Annotated in this window: 13 protein-coding genes; 7 read left to right on the top strand and 6 right to left on the bottom strand. The window is 69.8% G+C overall.

The genetic code is table 11. The annotated features are described in order from the left end of the window. Positions 1–233: 233 nt before the first annotated feature. Positions 234–1,508 carry a class I SAM-dependent methyltransferase gene (locus CDN99_RS04025; protein ID WP_088382777.1) on the bottom strand — a complete coding sequence of 425 codons (1,275 nt, stop codon included), beginning with the start codon at positions 1,506–1,508 and terminating at the stop codon, positions 234–236. Between the two features lie 113 nt (positions 1,509–1,621). Between CDN99_RS04025 and CDN99_RS04030 the strand changes: the two genes are divergently transcribed. Further along, on the top strand, positions 1,622–4,111 hold the full coding sequence (locus CDN99_RS04030) for a hypothetical protein (protein ID WP_141100618.1): 2,490 nt from the start codon (positions 1,622–1,624) through the stop codon (positions 4,109–4,111). On the opposite strand, the gene CDN99_RS04035 is transcribed toward CDN99_RS04030, so the two are convergent. Beyond that, complete coding sequence (locus tag CDN99_RS04035) at positions 4,012–5,025, bottom strand: response regulator transcription factor (protein ID WP_158218746.1); 1,014 nt, start codon at positions 5,023–5,025, stop codon at positions 4,012–4,014. The genes CDN99_RS04030 and CDN99_RS04035 overlap by 100 nt on opposite strands. A 193-nt stretch (positions 5,026–5,218) precedes the next feature. On the opposite strand from CDN99_RS04035, the gene CDN99_RS04040 reads away from it, so the two are divergent. Beyond that, a complete protein-coding gene (locus CDN99_RS04040; protein ID WP_141100619.1) occupies positions 5,219–6,646 on the top strand; it encodes a hypothetical protein in 1,428 nt (475 codons plus the stop codon). Between the two features lie 112 nt (positions 6,647–6,758). Here the strand turns inward: CDN99_RS04040 and argJ are convergent, their stop codons facing one another. From argJ to secA, 3 genes are all read right to left on the bottom strand, one after another. Continuing rightward, on the bottom strand, positions 6,759–7,988 hold the full coding sequence (gene argJ / locus CDN99_RS04045) for a bifunctional glutamate N-acetyltransferase/amino-acid acetyltransferase ArgJ (RefSeq protein WP_088382781.1): 1,230 nt from the start codon (positions 7,986–7,988) through the stop codon (positions 6,759–6,761). 206 nt (positions 7,989–8,194) lie between these two features. Further along, the gene (locus CDN99_RS04050; protein WP_088382782.1) at positions 8,195–9,286 is read right to left on the bottom strand and encodes an FxDxF family double-cut PEP-CTERM protein; all 1,092 of its coding nucleotides are present in this window, start codon (positions 9,284–9,286) and stop codon (positions 8,195–8,197) included. A gap of 240 nt (positions 9,287–9,526) precedes the next feature. Next, the gene (gene secA / locus CDN99_RS04055; RefSeq protein WP_088382783.1) at positions 9,527–12,286 is read right to left on the bottom strand and encodes a preprotein translocase subunit SecA; all 2,760 of its coding nucleotides are present in this window, start codon (positions 12,284–12,286) and stop codon (positions 9,527–9,529) included. A gap of 223 nt (positions 12,287–12,509) precedes the next feature. Between secA and CDN99_RS04060 the strand changes: the two genes are divergently transcribed. Beyond that, a complete protein-coding gene (locus tag CDN99_RS04060; protein ID WP_088382784.1) occupies positions 12,510–12,845 on the top strand; it encodes a hypothetical protein in 336 nt (111 codons plus the stop codon). A 40-nt stretch (positions 12,846–12,885) separates the two neighbouring features. Here the strand turns inward: CDN99_RS04060 and CDN99_RS04065 are convergent, their stop codons facing one another. Next, complete coding sequence (locus CDN99_RS04065) at positions 12,886–13,554, bottom strand: GntR family transcriptional regulator (RefSeq protein ID WP_088383400.1); 669 nt, start codon at positions 13,552–13,554, stop codon at positions 12,886–12,888. Between the two features lie 229 nt (positions 13,555–13,783). Here CDN99_RS04065 and pcaC point away from each other — a divergent pair, with 229 nt between their 5' ends. From pcaC to CDN99_RS04085, 4 genes are all read left to right on the top strand, one after another. Continuing rightward, on the top strand, positions 13,784–14,182 hold the full coding sequence (pcaC, locus tag CDN99_RS04070; RefSeq protein ID WP_088382785.1) for a 4-carboxymuconolactone decarboxylase: 399 nt from the start codon (positions 13,784–13,786) through the stop codon (positions 14,180–14,182). Positions 14,183–14,193: 11 nt separating this feature from the next. After that, positions 14,194–15,057 (top strand): NAD(P)-dependent oxidoreductase, encoded by an 864-nt coding sequence (locus CDN99_RS04075; RefSeq protein ID WP_088382786.1) that lies wholly within the window; start codon positions 14,194–14,196, stop codon positions 15,055–15,057. A 51-nt stretch (positions 15,058–15,108) separates the two neighbouring features. Beyond that, the gene (locus tag CDN99_RS04080) at positions 15,109–16,524 is read left to right on the top strand and encodes an NAD-dependent succinate-semialdehyde dehydrogenase (RefSeq protein WP_202820227.1); all 1,416 of its coding nucleotides are present in this window, start codon (positions 15,109–15,111) and stop codon (positions 16,522–16,524) included. 91 nt (positions 16,525–16,615) lie between these two features. Then, positions 16,616–17,662, top strand: a complete 1,047-nt coding sequence (locus CDN99_RS04085; protein WP_088382788.1) for a tripartite tricarboxylate transporter substrate-binding protein — start codon at positions 16,616–16,618, stop codon at positions 17,660–17,662. Positions 17,663–17,684: the final 22 nt, after the last annotated feature.

Consider the following 17,684-nt stretch of genomic DNA (forward strand, 5'->3'; position numbering starts at 1 on the left):
CCTCCGGGAACGGCGATGAGCAATCCCGCCAGAGGGCAAGTTCCGTTCCCCTCACGTCGATCTCACGGCACGCTCACGCCCGCGTGACAGGTCGCCCGCGAAGGCCTGTGGATGACTGCCGCGCGCGAGGCAAGTGCCGTGCCGGTTGCCCACGCCGGCTGTGGACAAGTCGTGGGAAAAGCTGAGGTTCGAGCATGCAAGTCGTTGATCCACCGGCGACTTGCTTGTGTTGCTCAAAGATGAGGCAGCTTCCCCTCGACCCGCAGCAAGGTCTCCAGCGCCTGCCCGCGCAGTCCGTAGAAGCGCTTGATCTCGTCCAGTTGGCCGAGCAGCTCGGCGCGCCGGGCCGCGGTCGGCTCCTGCGCGCGCTTGATCGCCAGGACCATCTTGTTCTTGCTGGTGTGCTCCAGCGCGATGAACTCGATCACCTGCGTGTCGTAGCCCATCAGCTCCAGCAGCAGCGCGCGCAGCGAGTCCGTCACCATCTCCGCCTCCTGGCCAAGGTGGATACCGTGCTGCAGCAGCGGGCGCAGCGCCGCTGGCGTGGTCATCTGCGGGCGGATTTCCTTGTGGCAGCACGGGGCGCACATGATGATGCGCGCGCCGCTGCGCAGGCCGAAGTGCATGGCGTAGTCGGTCGCGATGTCGCAGGCATGCAGCGCGACCATCACGTCCAGCGGCTGGTCGCCGCGCTCGCGCACGTCGCCGTGCTCGAAGCTCAGGCCTTGCAGCCCGTGCCGCGCCACGGCGGCGTTGCCCAGCGCGACCATGTCCTGCTTCAGCTCCACGCCCTGCACCCGTGGGGCCAGGCCCTGCCGCTGCAGGTAGTCGTGCATCGCGAAGGTCAGGTAGCCCTTGCCGGAGCCGAAGTCGGCCAGCCGCACCGCCGTGCCGCGCTCGGCCAGCCCGGCGTTGCGCACGGCCGCGCCGAAGATCTCGATGAACTTGTTGATCTGCTTCCACTTGCGGGCCATCGCCGGCACCAGCACGGCCTGGCCCTTGACCTCGTGGGACACGCCCAGTTCGCGCCAGAACGGGCTCTCGATCGCCAGGTCCCGCGGCTTGCTGCGGTCATGGCCCGCGGGCGCGGCGCGGGCTTCGCCGGCCTCGCCCGCGTCGCCCGCTGGCGCGCCGCGCTTGCCGACCTGCAGCAGCGGCTTGCCCTTGCGGCTGAAGCGCAGTTGCACCTCCTCGCCGACGGTGTCCAGGTGCGCCTGCATGAAGTCGCGGCCCAGCAGGCCGTCGATCAACGCCAGCCCCTCGTCGAGCGAATGGTTCTTCGTGATGTCCTTGGTCTGGTGCCGCCACAGGAAACTCAGCGCGTGCTCGCCGCGGAGCTCGATGTCGCGCACGGTCAGGCGCTCGATGCTGGCGTCCGCGCCCTCGTGGCGCCCCAGCAGCAAGCGCTGGAAGCGACGTTCGACGAGGGCGGTGCGGAGCAACCGCATGAAGCGCTGGCGCTCGTCGGACGGCGCGGCGGAATCGGGGGAGACGAGGGAGCTGAACATGGGGCGGACGGAGCGAAGGCCGCGATTGTCCCGCCAAACGCCGGCCGAGACGCACTGACGCCGCCATGCACCTTCTAAGCTCGCTCGCCCGCTCGCACGGATTCGATCCTCACTTGTTCGACGCACCCACGCCGGAAGTTTCAGCCTCGACGGCATCCGCTCACGGCACGACCTTTTCGGCGGCGCCATCGGCGCGCTGCTACGCGCCGCCCGCCACGCTTGATCCCGACCTCGATCAGCGCCAAATGCTCGACTTCGTCCGCGGCGCCGACTTCGAGCAGGCACGCGCGCAGTGGAACGACGCCATGACATGGCTCCTGAGCTTCGCCCGCAGCCATCTGGCCGCCAGCGACGTCCAGCTTTTCGAGACCTTTGCGAGGGCGCCCTCGCTCAAGGCGGTGTCCTCCAAGAGCACGGACTTCCGGGGCTCGGAAGTGGAGTACTACCGCCCGGAATTCAAACAAACGCTGGAAACGTTCGCGCGTCAGCTATCCCTTCCCGGCACGCCGATCCAGGCACGTCGGGAGGCGATGCAGGTGGTCGCGGAAGGCTTGAATCTGTGCCGAGAACGCATCATCGCGGACATGAGGAACCAGACACTGCGACTGGCCAGCCTGGACCCGTCACTGCCCGCCGAAGTGCGGCGTGCCTTCAACGACATGACACAGGTCCATTTGCAGGAGTTGCTCAGGCTGGAGCCGGCATTGAAGTCAGAAGACCTGAGCACGCCGCACCTGCTCGGCAACTATGCGCGCGCCATGGGGTTGCCGTTCGGCGGCGATCCCACCAAGATCGACGAGTTCGGCCGCGACGTCCGAGCAAGCCAGGAACTGACGCAGCGCTGCAGGATGCAGCTGTCGCAACGCGTGACGCCGCTGACGGTGACCGAACTGCTCGCGGAGAACTTCGTGGAAACGCTCAAGCACACGATATCGCTCCGCTTGAAAGGCGCGGCACTGGACCTGCGGCATGACGTCAACCATTGGTGGCTGGTCGACAATGCCGTCCAGGAACTCGGCGCGCGTTTCGGCCCCGTGCCGACGGGCAACGCCGTTGAGTTCAGCGACACGCTGGAGCCGGACCGACTCTGTCGTCATCCCGGATTGGTGGCGATCGCGATCCGCCGCAACATGGCCGATCAACGCTTGGCCCCGCCGCCTGTGGAAACCCTGCTGGAAGAGGTCGTCGAAGGCGAATCGATTCGGCGCTTCATCGTGCTGGACGAGCGATTGCCCTGTGTCCAGGAAGGTCGACCGGGCGCCTGGCATGAGCGACTGCCCTCCCTCGACGAGGTGCGACGCATCCTTGCCGGATCGGACGGCCCGGACGGCCCGTCCAGCCCACAGCTGAGCGACGACCTGCGGGAGCGTCTCGCCGAAATCGCCTTGGCCGGCGTCTCGCTCGACGACGCCAAGCGGTGGGCTATCGACATCCCCAGCCGGACTGCCGTCCGTGTGGTGCTCACGAGATCGGAGCCGACGGGCATGCTGGACTGGTTGTCTCGTCTGGCTACGCCGCGGACGCCAGAGGGTGTGATGGAGGAAGCGTTCATGCAATTGCTCCAGAACAAGTCGGAGCCCGCCTTGCGGATGCTGCTGGACCGGTGGTCCGGACCAGGCTTGGGCGACGCCTGGATCCGGCAGCTCCGGGCCGAGGCATTGCGCGGCAGGATGCAAAACACCGACCTACGCAACGCGGATGAAGTCGGGACATGGTCCTCGTTGTCTGAGGTGAGTCGCAATCCAGAGGCGGAGCTGATGGATCGCGTCGTCTCGGTGCTGAAGAGCGGCCCTGCTGTTGCCGACTGCCGCGCTTCGCTGCGCGAGTTCAGTCAACGAGAGCCGCTAGGGAAGGCGCGTGGCGTGACGGAGGGTTCACTGAACCGGGCGCTCGCTCCGCTGGTTGCGTTGAGAAAAGAGCCAGAGGGCCGACTGACGGCCCCGATGCTGCGCGAGGACGGCAAGCTCTCCGAAGCCTTGCACGCGGCTTGTGGCTGGATCGATGCGCGCGCCCTGCTCGCGGAGTTGGCCTTGATCCGCCGTTTGGCCCAGAAACTCGCCCTCTCTGGAGACGAGATCGGTGCCTTGCTTCACGTGAGGGGCGGAGACTTTCCCGTGCCGTATCCGCTCATCGGCATCGTGGTCCAGAACGGTCGGCAGGCGCAGACGAGGGCCCTGATCGACTGGCTGCGAGACCTGCACGCGCAAGGCCTCGTGGACGCGAAGACGGCCGGACGGATTCTGCTGCCGGACACCGCGGCCGCGGAGCGGGAACATCCGAACGTCAGCAAGTGGCCCATCGCGCACGCCTTGAAGGCCTACCTCGACGGTCTGCTCGCGGCGCAGCGGGCCGGCTGGTTGACTTGTGACGATCTGCGGACCGCCGTGGGCCTGGCCCCGCCGTCGCCGCCCCATTGGATGATCGAGTTGGTCGTCGGCCGCGCGGGCGCGCCCGGTCAGCGGTGGCTGGACGAGTGGAAGAAGGACTTGGCATCCGGGCCTCCTCAACGCTCACCGCGGAGGGCGGCTCGCGCGGACGTCGCGGCCTCCTCCGGCCCGGCCGCCGACAGTCGCTCGCACAACGCCGTCAGCCGTTCGCGATAGCTCGCCTCGGCCAGTCCCAGCGCGCGCGCACGTTCGTCGAGTGGGGCCGGCCCGAGCAGGCCGAACAGCAGCTCGGCGTCGGCGGTCGGCAGTTGCAGCACGCTGGCGAGGCGGGCGATGCTGGCCGCCTCGTCGGCCTCGTGCAGCACCATCAGCCAGTGGCCCTCGCCGATGACCGCGTCGTCCGCGGCCATCAGGTTGAAGCTGAGCCGCTGCCGCCGCGCGCCCGCCGGCGGCGCGACCGTCAGCGAGGACGGCGCGGCGCCCGCCCGGCGCCGCAGCGCCTCGCGATGCAGCCAGGCCAGCACCTCCGGCGGCAGCCGTGCGTGCTCGGACCACGGCGGCGGGAAGTAGGCGGCCATCAGCGCCCGCGCCTGCGGCGTCTGCCAGGCGCAATGGCCGTCGCGCTCGCGCACCGTCATGCTGGCCATCGGCCGGCGCGGCTCGGCAGGGCCCGGCACGGCCCCGGGCCGCAGCAGCCGCTCGATGCGCGCCAGCAGGTCGCTCATCCGGACCGGCTTGACCAGGCACTCGGCCGCGCCCGCCTCGATCAGCGTGCTCAACCGGTGCGGCTGCTGGCGGCGGCTGAGCGTCAGCACCGGCACGCCGCTCGCGGTGAGCCGGCGCAGCAACGCCAGCGGACCGTCGCCGGGCAGGTCCGGCAGCTCCATGTCCATGATCACCAGCCGGGGTCGCGCGCCCAGGCCGTCCAACGCGGCGATGCCGTCGGCGGCGCGCAGCAGTTCGTAGCCGCTCTCCTCCAGCACGGCGGCCAGCGGCTGGACGCACAGCGCCTGCACGACCAGCAGCCGCTGCGGCGCGCCGGCAGACGCCGCGCGCCGATCAGGCTGGCCGTCGGAGGACCCGTCGGGCGGTGGGCTGGGCGGCATGTCGGCGTACGGCAGGGTCGGCATGCGCATCACCATACAAGTCCCATGCCCGGTTCTCGAAGACCGCGCATGGCTCGCCCCGCGGGGTGGACCGGGCCGCGCGGGACCAGGTCATGGGCGAATCACTGGCGGACCGGCCTGAAACCTCGAATTCCGGGGCGATCCGCCCCGTCGCCCGGCGATCGCGCGCCGGAGGCTGACGCACAATGGCCGCGCCATGGACGATACGCCCATCCCGCCCCCTGCCGATCCCCAAGGCATGCCCACTGCCGGGGACGCGCCGGTCGATGCGCCCGCGCCCGCCGCTGGTCCGGCGACGCCGTGGGAAGGTCCCTCGCCGGACGTGGTCGCCTGGCTGCTGGTCAACTGGCACAACAAGCACCCGCTGGCCCGACGCCTGAGCATCAAGGACGTCCACACCGTCGGCGCGGTCGCCCTGCCCTTCATGGCGCAGGCGCTGCCCAAGGAGCCCAGCCTGGAGGGCGGATCAACCGAGGCCACCGCGCCGCCGGCCGCCAAGCGCCGCCTGCCGTGGCAACGCAAGACGCCCGCCGCCGGTCCGCGGCCACTGTGGACCGAGGCCTTCATTCCCGGCTTGCCCGCCGCCGCCGTGGCCGCGATGGCGCTCGATCACGGCTTCACCACCGCGCCGGACGACCTGCCCCTGCGCCGCGTCGACATCGCCGACAGCGAACTGGCCGGCGACGCGAACCAGGCTGGTGCATGGCCGATGGAATTGGTGCTGCTGAGCGCCGCTTTCGATGCGGGCCCGGCCCGCCGCCGCGTGCTGGTCGGACGCCGCGACCGCGTGCTGGGTCGGCGCAGCCTCGATCCGGTGCGCCTGGGCATCGCGGGTGGCGTCGTGGCGCTGCTGCTGATCGTGGCCGTCTGGGCGATGTGGCCGTCGTCCAGGCCGTCCGCCGAGGATTCCGCGCGGGCCGCCGCCATGGCGGCATCCGCTGCCTCCGCGGCTGAAATGGCCGAGGCCGCATCGGCCGCCTCCGCGGCGGCCGCGGCCAGGGCGGCGGCCGCCGCGCCCGTGCCAGCCTCCGAGGCCAGCGACGCGGCCTCCCCGGCATCGGCGGCTTCCGAAGCCCAGCCCGCGGCCTCGGCCGCGACTGCCGCATCAGCGGTGGACGGCGCGGCCTCCACGCCCGTGCGACTGGGCGTGATCCCGAACCTGCGTCCATCCCTGCACAGCGGCATCGAACGCAAGCAGGAGCAGGACAAGAAGGCGTCGGACAAGCATGAGCCCGACAAGAAGGACGGCGCCAAGGACGACAAACCCGCGGACGCGGCGAAGTCCGCCGCCTCCGCGCCGGTCTCCGAGGCCGAACGCCGCCTGAGCGTCGACGACGCCGGCCTGAGCAACCTCATGAAACGCGGCGCCGCGCCGGGCGGCAAGCTGGTCGCGCTGGTCACGCTGCCGCAGAAGAACAAGGCCGATGCGCAGGCCCAACTGGTCCGCATGCGGGAGATGATCGCGCAGACGACAGGCGGCAGCGCCGCCGCCAACGGCGAGGTCTTCCAGACCAAGGAAGGCTGGCGCGCGGCGGTGTGGCCGTTCGGCAGCCGCGAGGAAGCGCAGTTGATCAACGCCACGCTGCTGGCCCGCGGGATGCGGGCACGCGCCGTGGACTTCTGAGCGACTCCCGACGGCACATCGCGCCGGGCGCGCGACGCCCCGGACCACCACGCGACGACGCCGCGCGGCGCCATCCGATGGCACCTCCCGGCGCCGTCGCCTCACTCGTCGATCAGGAGCGGTAGTCCGCGTTGATCGTCACGTACTCGTGGCTCAGGTCGCAGGTCCACACCGTGGTCTCGGCCCGGCCGCGGTTCAGGCCCACGCGCACGGTGATCTCGCTCTGCTTCATCACGCGCTGGCCGTCTTCTTCCTTGTAGGCGGGATGACGACCGCCCTGCGTGACGACATGGACGTCGTCCAGGTGCAGCTCGATCAGGCTTTGGTCCAGGTCGTCGATGCCGGCGTAGCCGACGGCGGCCAGGATGCGGCCCAGGTTGGGATCGCTGGCGAAGAACGCCGTCTTGACCAGCGGCGAGTGCGCGATCGCGTAGGCGGCCTTGCGGCACTCGTCCTCGTCCTTGCCGCCCTGCACCACCACGGAGATGAACTTGGTCGCGCCCTCGCCGTCGCGCACGATGGCCTGCGCCAGTTGCTGCGACACGGCCACCACCGCGTCGCGCAGCGCGCGGCCCTCGGCGCTGCTCAGCGACGTGATGCGCTCGTGGCCCGCCTGGTGCGTGGCGATCAGCACGAAGGAATCGTTGGTCGACGTGTCGCCGTCGATGGTGATGCGGTTGAAGGACAGGTCCGCGGCCTCCTTGACCAGCGGCTGCAGCAGCTCGGGCGCGATGACGGCGTCGGTGGCGACGTAGCCCAGCATCGTCGCCATGTTCGGGCGGATCATGCCGGCGCCCTTGGAGATGCCGGAGATCGTCACCGTCCTGCCGCCGACGGTCACCTGGCGCGAGGCGGCCTTGGGCAGCGTGTCCGTGGTCATGATGCCGGCGGCGGCCTCGGCCCAGTTGTCCGCCTTCAGCGCGGCGATCGCGGCGGGCAGGCCGGCGACGATGCGGTCCACCGGCAGCGTCTCCATGATCACGCCGGTGGAGAACGGCAGCACCTGCCGCGCCTCGATGCCGAGCTCCGCGGCCAGCGCGTCGCAGGTCTGGCGCGCGCGGGCCAGGCCGTCGGCGCCGGTGCCGGCGTTGGCGTTGCCGGTGTTGATCACGATCGCGCGGATCGCGGTGCCCGCGGCCAGGTGCTCGCGGCAGACCTGCACCGGCGCCGCGCAGAAGCGGTTGGCGGTGAACACGCCGGCAACGCTGCTGCCCTCGTCCAGCGCGATCACGGTCAGGTCACGGCGATTGGCCTTGCGCACCCCCGCCATCGTGATGCCCAGGCGCACGCCGGGCACGGGCAGGAGGGACTGGGGATCGGGAGCGGTCAGATTGACGGGCATGGCGGGAAATGCGGTGGGGTGGACGGCCGCCGGACGTGTCGGTCCGGGTCGAATGGGCGCGATTGTAGGAGCGGCCCATGACCCCGCGCCGCGCGTGCCCCGCCCCGTCCGCGCCATGCGAGGCCCCATGAGAAACGCCCCGACGTGCGGGGCGTTGCGGGGACGGGCGCGAGGGCCCGGGTTCGGACGGCGCGGGCCCTCGCCGCTCAGGCCTGGGGGCGGCGGCGCTTGCCCAGCGTGATCGCCATCAGGCCCAGGCCGGCGATGAACATCGCATAGCTCTGCGGCTCCGGCACGGCGCTGGCCGGCAGCACGTTGAAGGTGCCCGAGTAGCTGGCCGAGATGCCGGTCGTGCCCGCGGCCAGCTGGCCGCCGGCATAACCCTTCACCACCAGCGTGTAGTCGCCGGGCACCAGCGTGCGCGGCAGGCTGGCGCTGGTCCAGGTCGTGCCGTCCTTGGTCTTGGGCTCGCCGATGTCCAGCGCCTGACCGTTCAGCCACGCGTCGGTGAAGGTGATCTGCTGGTTCTGGCCGAAGCCCACCGTGATCAGCGACGCATCCACCCAGCCGGTGCCGGTGAAGCTGAAGCGGAAGGTATCCAGGAAGCTGCCCGCCTCGGTGTGAACGGCGTAGGGCGCGGCGGTGAAGCCGCCGCCGGCGCCGGACAGCGTGATGTCCTGGGTCTGGTTCAGGTCGGACGCCTGCGCGCCGGTGGCGGCCACGGCCAGCAGTGCCGCGGCGGCGATGCCGCGACGACGACGACGCGCCGTGAAGGCGACGCCCGTCAGGGCGAGCGCGGCCAGCGCCAGGCTGCCGGGTTCCGGCACCTGCGTGACGTTGAGCGTGCCGGAGTAGCTCGCGCTGATCGGCGTGCCCACCGCCAGGCCCTGGCCGGCGTAGCCGCGCACCGTCAGCACCAGCGGGCCGCTCAGGCGGATGTCCTGCAACGCGGCGATCTCCAGCGCGTTCTGGAAGCCGCCCATCGTCGTGCGGGTGAAGTTGTAGACCGCGCCGTTGATGACCGCGCTGATGAAGTCGATGTTGAAGTTGGCCGACATGCCGATCGTGGTCAGGCTGCCGTTCACCATGCCCCAGCGGTCGATGCTGTTGAAGGTGAAGGTGTCCACGAACTCGCCCGCGACCGAGTGGACCATGCTGAACCCGGCCGTCTTGGTGTCGGCGGTCACGCCCTGCTGGAGCGCGACGGATTGGGCCGCGGTCACCGGCGCGGCCAACGCGACGGTCATGGAGGCGGCAACCAGGGCGGCGGCGGCGAACAGGCGGGTCGTGAGCTTCATGGCTTGGCGGGTCCGGAGACCGTGTGCACCTGCGGTCGCAGGTCGATGGAATGGACTCTATCGAGGGGGACCGCCGACGCGTCCCCCGCGCCACAGGGGGAAAAACCATCGCTTTCGCGCCTCGCGTGAGAAACCTCACGCACCAGGCGCTCGACAACGCCCCTGGAAACAGCCTCGGAAACGCCGACGGCGCCCGCAGGGGGCGCCGTCGCAGGTCCCGGGGGACCGTTGGGGGTCAGGTCAGGCCAGCTTGCCGTGGCAGGCCTTGAACTTCTTGCCGCTGCCGCACGGGCAGGGATCGTTGCGGCCGACATGGCCCCACTCGGCCGGCACGCCTTGCGGACCCGCCGCCGACGGTGCCGCCTCGCGGGAGACCGAGCCGTCCTCGTTCGGGTGGGTGTAGGTCACGTTGCTGACGTTCTCGGCACGTTCCTCGATCGCCTCGGCGGCGGCGGTGGCCTCCTCCTGCGACTGGATGCGCACGTTCAGCAGCACGCGGGTGACTTCCAGCTTGACCGCGTCCAGCAGTTGCGAGAACAGCTCGAAGGCCTCGCGCTTGTACTCCTGCTTCGGGTTCTTCTGGGCATAACCGCGCAGATGGATGCCCTGGCGCAGGTAGTCCAGCGAGGCCAGATGCTCGCGCCAGTGCTGGTCGATGCTCTGCAGCAGCACCATGCGCATGAACGGCATGAACTGCTCCAGGCCGACGCGGTCCAGCTTGTCCTGGAACGCGACGTCGCCGGCCTTCAGCACGGCGTCCAGCACGTCCTCGTCGGTCAGCGTCTCGCTCTTCTTGAGCATCTCGCCCAGCGGCACCTCGAGCTTCCACTCGTCGCGCAGCACGCGCTCCAGCGCCGCCAGGTCCCACTGCTCCTCCAGCGACTCTTCCGGCACGAAGCCGCGGACCACGTCCGTCAGCGTGCCCTTGCGCAGGTGCGAGATCTGGTCCAGCACTTCCTGCGCCTCGAGGATCTCGTTGCGCTGCTGGTAGATGACCTTGCGCTGATCGTTCGAGACGTCGTCGTATTCGAGCAGCTGCTTGCGGATGTCGAAGTTGCGGGCCTCGACCTTGCGCTGCGCGCTCTCGATCGAGCGGGTCACGATGCCGGCCTCGATCGCCTCGCCCTCGGGCATCTTCAGGCGGTCCATGATCGCGCGCACGCGGTCGCCGGCGAAGATGCGCATCAGCTGATCGTCCAGCGACAGGTAGAAGCGCGACGAGCCCGGATCGCCCTGGCGACCCGAGCGGCCGCGCAGCTGGTTGTCGATACGGCGGCTCTCGTGACGCTCGGTGGAGATCACGCGCAGGCCGCCCGCGGCCTTGACCTGCTCGTGCACCGCCTGCCAGTCGGCCTTGAGCTTGGCGATGCGGGCGTGCTTGTCGGCGTCGGAGAGCGACTCGTCGTTCTCGATGGCGACGACGTCCTTCTCGATGCTGCCGCCCAGCACGATGTCGGTGCCGCGGCCGGCCATGTTGGTCGCGATCGTGATCACGCCCGGACGGCCGGCCTGGGTGATGATGTCCGCCTCACGGGCATGCTGCTTGGCGTTCAGCACCTGGTGCGGCAGCTTCGCCTTGGTCAGCAGCTCCGAGACCATCTCGGAGTTCTCGATCGACGTCGTCCCCACCAGCACCGGCTGGCCGCGCTCGTGGCAGTCGCGGATGTCCTGGGTGACGGCGTCGTACTTTTCCTTGTTGGTCTTGTAGACCAGGTCCAGCTCGTCCTTGCGCACCGTCGGGCGGTTGGGCGGGATCACCACGGTCTCCAGGCCGTAGATCTCCTGGAACTCGTAGGCCTCGGTGTCGGCCGTGCCGGTCATGCCCGACAGCTTGCCGTACATGCGGAAGTAGTTCTGGAAGGTGACCGAGGCCAGCGTCTGGTTCTCGGCCTGGATCTGCGCGCCTTCCTTGGCCTCGACGGCCTGGTGCAGGCCGTCGCTCCAGCGGCGGCCGGTCATCAGGCGGCCGGTGAACTCGTCCACGATGATGACTTCGCCGTTCTGCACGACGTAATGCGTGTCGCGGTGATACACGTGGTGCGCCCGCAGCGAGGCGTACAGGTGGTGCATCAGCGTGATGTTGGCGGCGTCGTACAGCGACGCGCCCTCGGCCAGCAGGCCGGCCTGGCCCAGCAGGCGCTCGGCGTTCTCGTGGCCGTCCTCGGTCAGGTAGATCTGGTGCGACTTCTCGTCGACGGTGAAGTCGCCCGGCTCGATGACGCCCTCGCCGGTGCGCGGATCCAGCTCGCCGATCTGGCGCTTGAGCCGCGGCGCGACCGCGTTGATCGCCACGTACAGCTGGGTGTGGTCCTCGGCCTGGCCGGAGATGATCAGCGGCGTGCGGGCCTCGTCGATCAGGATCGAGTCCACCTCGTCGACGATCGCGTAGGCCAGCCCGCGCTGCACGCGGTCGCGGACCTCGTAGACCATGTTGTCGCGCAGGTGGTCGAAGCCGTATTCGTTGTTGGTGCCGTAGGTGACGTCGGCGTTGTAGGCGGCCTGCTTCTCGTCGCGCGGCAGGCCCGAGTAGTTGATGCCGACCGTCAGGCCCAGGAAGGTGTACAGGCGGCCCATCCACTCGGCGTCGCGGCGCGCGAGATAGTCGTTGACCGTCACGACATGGACGCCCTTGCCCGTCAGCGCGTTCAGGTAGACCGGCAGCGTCGCCATCAGCGTCTTGCCTTCGCCGGTGCGCATTTCAGCGATCTTGCCGGCGTTCAGGACCATGCCGCCAATCAGTTGCACGTCGAAGTGACGCATCTTGAGGACGCGCTTGCTGCCCTCGCGGCAGACGGCGAACGCTTCCGGCAGGATGTCGTCGACGCTTTCGCCGTTGGCGATGCGCTGCTTGAACTCTTCCGTCTTGGCGCGCAACTGCTCGTCGCTCAGGCCCTCGAACTGCGGTTCCAGCGCGTTGATCTGCTGGACGTCCTTGCGATAGGTCTTGAGCAGGCGCTCATTGCGACTGCCGAAAATCTGGGTCAAAAGCTTGGGCAACATGCAGCTTTGGGAGTTCTTTTATTGGGCCCGGTCAACCAGGCTGGGACGCCTGGCAAGACCACCTTGTGGGCGGCTGCCGTCGAGGCGACGACCGACGAATCCGCGCGACCGATGCAGGTGAGGGACGAGGCCCAGGTTTGCAAGCTTCGGCGCGGAAAAAAACCGGCAGAGTCTAGCACCCGGCCCCAACGGGTTTTCCCGCCCCAGGACTACACTGCCGCCCATGGTCACCCGCTATCTGCCGCCCCGCGCGAAGCCCCAGGCGCCCGATCCGCTGGATTTCGGTCGGGCGATGTCGCAGCACGGCGTGCTGGCCCGCCTGGGCCAGCAACTGGCGCTGTCGCAGCGGCACCTGGCCACGGTGAGCGTGGCCCTGCCCGGGGCGATGAAGCGCTTCGTCCAGGCCGGGACGCTGGACGAGCAAGGCTGGACCATCGTGGCCGACAACGCCGCCATCGCCGCCAAGCTCCGCCACCTGCAGCCGACGCTGCTGCGCCTGCTGCGCGAGGAAGGCCTGCTGCAGGAGGGCGAACTGCGCATCCGCGTGCGGCAGTCCTGACGCGCCGCGGCCAGGCAAGACCCGACCCCGCCCGCCGGCGTCAGGATGCGGCCAGTTCCATGCTCCGGAGCACGTTCTCCGCGGCCTTGCGCACGTGCTCGCGGCTCAATCGGGCCGCCGTCTCGCCGTCGCGCCGCTCGATCGCGGTGACGATCGCGTCGAGCTCCTTCAGCGTGTTGGCCAGCCGTCCCGGCTGCGCCATCGAGATGCGCCGCAGCACCGTCACGCGATTGTTCAGTTGCCGCAGCATCTGTCCGGCGACCTTGTTGCCGCAGCCCTCGATCAGGATGTCGTAGAACTGGTTCTTCACGACCAGCATCGCCGCGCGGTCGGCCGCGACCTGGCCCAGCTCGGCCAGCTTCGCCCGCAGCGCGCGGCGCTGCTCGTCCGTCGCATCGAGCGCGAAGCCCTGCGCCGCCAGGCTCTCCAGGCTGGCGCGCACCTCGTAGATGTCGCGCACCTCCTGCGGCGAGATGCTGGTCACCTCCGGCCCGCGGTGCGGAATGATGGTGATCAGCCCTTCGGCCTGCAGGTGCTGCAGCGACTCCCGCACGCAGGAGCGACTGACCTCCAGGCTCTCGCACAGCTCCCGCTCGGAGAGCTTCTGCCCCGGCGCCAGCACGCCGTCCAGGATGGCGGTGCGCAGCGCCTGCGTCGCCCGCTGGCGCAACGAGGTCTCTTCCCTGGCGACTTTCAGAATCTGGTTCATCTCCCGGCCCATCTCCCTGTTTGCTTTCCTTCCCGTCCCCGCGCGCCGTGCCGAGCGCGTGACAGACAGGCGGATTGTCATACAACAGCCTGCCGCCCTTGGCAATCCAGACATTCATCACGTCCGATTGTCTGACAATCCGACTAAATTTAAACCATCGATGCGGCGACCCGGCGTCGCCCGCATCGTCCGCTTTCCTCACCCGACACGCATCCCCAGGAGACCCCCGATGACCCGACCGTACGCTCCCAAGAACCAGGCCTTGTTCGACCAGGGGCTCGCCACGCGCCGCGAGGTGCTGGGCGCCGAGTACGTCGACGCGTCGATCAAGAACGCCACCGACTTCAACATCGACATGCAGGAGCTGGTGACCCAGTACTGCTGGGGCGATGTCTGGAACCGCCCCGGACTGGACCGCCGCACCCGGTCCTTCCTGAACCTGGCCATGATCACCGCGCTGAACCGCCCGCACGAGCTGAAGCTGCATGTGCGCGGCGCCATCAACAACGGCCTGAGCAAGGACGAGATCAAGGAGGTCTTCCTGCAGGCCGCCATCTACTGCGGCGTGCCGGCGGCGATCGATTCGTTCCGGGTCGCCTCGGAAGTGTTCAAGGACATGGACCTCTGAGGACCCGCGCCATGACTCGCATCGGATTCATCGGCCTGGGCATGATGGGCACGCCCATGGCCCACCTGCTGCATGGCGCCGGCCACGCGCTGGTGGTGCAGGACGCCAACCCCGCCACCCAGGCCGCCTTCGTCGCCGCCCATCCCGGCGCCGCCGCCGCCATGGGGCCCCAGTCGTTCGCCGACTGCGGCGTCGTGTTCACGATGCTGCCCAACTCGGACATCGTCGACAGCGTCGTGGACGCGCTGCTGCCGCGCCTGCCGGCCGGCGCCTGCGTGATCGAGATGAGCTCGGCGGACCCCAACCGCACCCGCGCGCTGGCCGGCCGGCTCGCCGGGCGCCAGGTCGCGCTGATCGACGCGCCCGTCTCCGGCGGCGTGAAGAAGGCCGTGGCCGGCACGCTGGCGATCATGGTCGGCGGCGACACGGCGGTCTTCGAGCGCCACCGTCCGCTGCTGGAGGTCATGGGCCAGGCCATCACGCATGTCGGCCCGGTCGGCGCCGGCCATGCGTTGAAGGCCTTGAACAACTACGTGTCGGCCGCCGCGCTGATCGCGACCGCCGAGGCCATTCACGTCGGCGCCGCGTTCGGCATCGACGCGAAGACCATCGTGGACGTGATCAACGCCTCCACCGGCAAGAACAACACGACCGAGAACAAGGCCCATCAGTTCATGCTGAACGGCGCCTTCAACTCCGGCTTCTCGCTGGCGCTGCAGGCCAAGGACGTGGGCATCGCGGCGGCGCTCGGCCGCTCGCTGGACCAGCCGATGGCGCTGGCCCAGCAGGTCTACGCGATGACGGCCGAGGCGTCGACGACGCTGGGCCCGGCCGCCGACCACACCGAGCTGTATCGCTTCGTCGGCAAGGACTGACCCCGCGTGAGCCCCGTCCTCGTCTCCCTTGCCGACGGCCTCGGCCATGGCCTGATCGGCGACCGCGTGCTGTCCGAGGCCGGCCGCGCGACGATCGCCATCGAGAACCCGGCCACCGGCCGGGTCTTCGCCCGGGTCGGCGCCGCGACCGCCACGGATGCCCGGGCCGCCATCGAGACCGCCCGTGTCGCCCAGCTCGACTGGAAGCGCCGCGGCGGCCATGAGCGCGGCCGGTTGCTCGAACGCTGGTTCGACCGCATCACCGCGCAGGCGCGCGACCTCGCGCACGTGATGGTGCTGGAGCAGGGCAAGCCGATGGCGGAGGCGCTGGCGGAAGTCGCCTACGCCGCCAGCTACGTGAAGTTCTATGCCGAGGAGGCCAAACGCCTGCACGGCGAGGCGATCCCGTCGAGCTCGGGCCAGCGCCGCCAGTTCGTCGTGCGCGAGCCGGTGGGCGTCTGCGCCGCGATCACGCCCTGGAATTTCCCCGCCGCCATGGTGACCCGCAAGGCCGCGCCCGCGTTGGCGGCCGGCTGCGCGATGGTGCTCAAGCCGTCGGAGCTGACGCCGCTGACCGCGCTGTTGCTGGTGGAGCTGGCGCTGGCGGCCGGGCTGCCGCCGGGGCTGCTCAACGTCGTCGTCGGCGACGCGGCGGAGATCGGCGGCGTGCTGACGGCCTCCCCCGTCGTGCGGATGCTGAGCTTCACCGGCTCCACCCGCGTCGGCCAACTGCTGATGGCGCAATGCGCGCCGACGGTCAAGAAGCTGGGACTGGAGCTCGGCGGCAACGCGCCCTTCATCGTCTTCGACGATGCGGACCTCGACGACGCGGTCGAGGGCGCGCTCGCGTCCAAGTTCCGCAATGCCGGCCAGACCTGCGTCTGCGCCAACCGGCTGTACGTGCAGGACGGCATCCATGACGCCTTCGCCGCGAAGCTCACCGCCCGGGTGCGCGAGCTGCGGCCGGGGTCCGGCTTCGACGAGCGCTCGACGCAAGGGCCGCTGATCAACCGCGCGGCGCGGGACAAGGCGATGGCGCACATCCACGACGCGCGGGCCCATGGCGCGCGTGTCGTCTGCGGCGGCGAGATCGTCGACGGGCCGGGCCACTTCATGCAGCCGACGGTGCTGACCGACGTCACGCCGCAGATGCTGTGCCACCGCGAGGAAACCTTCGGCCCGGTCGCGCCGCTGATCCGTTTCCAGTCCGAGGACCAGGTCGTCGCCTGGGCCAACGCCAGCGAATTCGGGCTGGCGAGTTATTTCTTCTCGCGCGACATCGCCCGCTGCTTCCGCGTCGCGGAAGCGATCGAGGCGGGCATGGTGGGCATCAACACCGGCCTGATCTCCAGCGAGGACGTGCCCTTCGGGGGCGTCAAGCAATCCGGCCTGGGGCGCGAAGGGTCCCGCCACGGCCTGGACGAATACACCGAACTGAAGCTCATGAGCTTCGGATCGCTGCGATAGGACCTGCACCGCGCGATCGACGACCCCGGCGCAGACCGTTGCGCGATCCCGCCCTTCCCTTGACCTGAACTCGATCCATGAGGAGACATCCATGCGAACCGCCCTGCCTTCCCTTTTGTCCACGCCGGCCACGGCCGCCACGGCCTCGACGGCTTCCTCCAGCGGGCTCGGGCGCTTCGCCCGCCGACTGGTCGCGGCGGCGCTGGCGACCTGCTCGGCCGCCGCCCTGGCCGCCTATCCCGAGAAGCCGATCACGCTGGTGGTGCCCTACGCGGCCGGCGGCTCGACCGACGTGCTGGCGCGGGTGATCGCCGAGCTGATGACGCGCGACCTGGGCCAGCAGGTCATCGTGGACAACGCCGGCGGCGCCGGCGGCACGATCGGCACGTCCAAGGTCGTGCGCGCGTCCAACGACGGCTACACGCTGCTGCTGCACAACATGGGCATCGCCACCGCGCCGGCGCTGTACCCCAAGCTGACCTTCGACGTGAACACCGACCTGGCACCGATCGCGCTGGCCGGCGACGTGCCGATGATCCTGGTCCGCAACAAGAATTTCGAGCCGGCCACCGTCGCCGACCTCGTCAAGTACATGAAGGCCAAGCCGGGCGAGGTCCGCTTCTCGCATGCCGGCGTGGGCGCGACATCGCACCTGTGCGCGATGCTGTTCAACCAGACCGCCGACACGACGGTGACGATGGTGCCGTACCGCGGCACCGGTCCGGCGTTGCAGGACCTGATCGCCGGCAACGTGGACCTGATCTGCGACCAGCCGGTGGCGACCGGCCCGCACGTCCAGGCCGGGCTACTCAAGGCCGTGGCCATGGCGACGAAGACCCGCGTGCCGACGATGCCCGAGGTGCCCACCTTCGCCGAGTCCGGCATGCCCGGCTTCGAGCTCGCGGTGTGGCACGGCGTCTACGCGCCCAAGGGCACGTCGCCCGCGATCATCGCGCGGCTGAACAAGGCGGTGCGGGCGGCGCTGGCGGATCCGGGCCTGGTCAAGCGCTTCGGCGAGATGGGGGTGTCGATCCCCAAGGGCGACCGGCTGAAGCCGGAGGCGCTTCGCGCGCACACCGCCGCGGAGATCAAGCGCTGGGCGCCGGTGATCAAGGCCGCGGGGGCAAAGGCGGAGTAAGGGCCGAGACGGGCCGACGAGG

The sequence above is a fragment of the Roseateles aquatilis genome, assembly GCF_002205645.1.
GTDB classification, from domain to species: Bacteria; Pseudomonadota; Gammaproteobacteria; order Burkholderiales; family Burkholderiaceae_C; genus Roseateles; species Roseateles aquatilis.

Excerpts from the sequence above, each read along its gene's own strand:
- argJ (WP_088382781.1), bottom strand. The coding sequence starts at position 7,988 with ATGCCCGTCAATCTGACCGCTCCCGATCCCCAGTCCCTCCTGCCCGTG.
- CDN99_RS04035 (WP_158218746.1), bottom strand. The coding sequence starts at position 5,025 with ATGCCGACCCTGCCGTACGCCGACATGCCGCCCAGCCCACCGCCCGAC.
- CDN99_RS04050 (WP_088382782.1), bottom strand. The coding sequence starts at position 9,286 with ATGAAGCTCACGACCCGCCTGTTCGCCGCCGCCGCCCTGGTTGCCGCC.
- CDN99_RS04085 (WP_088382788.1), top strand. The coding sequence starts at position 16,616 with ATGCGAACCGCCCTGCCTTCCCTTTTGTCCACGCCGGCCACGGCCGCC.
- CDN99_RS04025 (WP_088382777.1), bottom strand. The coding sequence starts at position 1,508 with ATGTTCAGCTCCCTCGTCTCCCCCGATTCCGCCGCGCCGTCCGACGAG.
- CDN99_RS04040 (WP_141100619.1), top strand. The coding sequence starts at position 5,219 with ATGGACGATACGCCCATCCCGCCCCCTGCCGATCCCCAAGGCATGCCC.
- CDN99_RS04065 (WP_088383400.1), bottom strand. The coding sequence starts at position 13,554 with ATGAACCAGATTCTGAAAGTCGCCAGGGAAGAGACCTCGTTGCGCCAG.
- CDN99_RS04060 (WP_088382784.1), top strand. The coding sequence starts at position 12,510 with ATGGTCACCCGCTATCTGCCGCCCCGCGCGAAGCCCCAGGCGCCCGAT.
- pcaC (WP_088382785.1), top strand. The coding sequence starts at position 13,784 with ATGACCCGACCGTACGCTCCCAAGAACCAGGCCTTGTTCGACCAGGGG.
- secA (WP_088382783.1), bottom strand. The coding sequence starts at position 12,286 with ATGTTGCCCAAGCTTTTGACCCAGATTTTCGGCAGTCGCAATGAGCGC.
- CDN99_RS04075 (WP_088382786.1), top strand. The coding sequence starts at position 14,194 with ATGACTCGCATCGGATTCATCGGCCTGGGCATGATGGGCACGCCCATG.